Source organism: Vibrio sp. T9 (assembly GCF_003123985.1).
GTDB classification, from domain to species: Bacteria; Pseudomonadota; Gammaproteobacteria; order Enterobacterales; family Vibrionaceae; genus Vibrio; species Vibrio diabolicus.
Window position 1 is genome coordinate 1 of record NZ_NIGY01000061.1, and the last position, 466, is coordinate 466.

General features: G+C 62.2%; 1 protein-coding gene. It reads right to left on the reverse strand.

Annotated features, from left to right (window positions below; translation table 11 throughout):
* On the reverse strand, window positions 1–466 hold a 466-nt coding region (locus CBX98_RS25415; RefSeq protein ID WP_277949513.1), incomplete at both ends, for a DNA polymerase domain-containing protein.

Here is a 466-nt window from a genome sequence, read left to right on the forward strand (position 1 = left end):
CGAACTCGATGTCGAGCTGGCTCTCCAGCCCGAGTGTTTCGGCCAGATGATCGCGCCACCAGAGGTTCACGCGCTCCACGAGATGATCGGCGATGGCGGACGCCTCAGCTTCGCTGCGACGCTGCTTCAGCCAGATGAAGATCGAGTCGGTGTCGCCGTAGATGACTTCATAGCCTTCGGCCTCGACCAGCTCGCGCGTACGACGCATCACATCGTGACCACGCAGGGTCACGGCCGATACCAGCTCGGGATCGAAGAAACGGCAATTGGGTGCACCGAGCACGCCGACAAATGAATTCATCAGCAGCTTCAGCGACTGGGACTGCGCCTGGTTGCCTTGTCGCTTGGCCTCGTCGCGACGCTCCCACAGCTGGGTCACGATGGCTGGCAGGCAATGTCTGGTACGTGAGAAGAATCGTCCGTGCACACCGGGCACGGCTGCTGCCTCCGAGGTGTCGAGGGCACC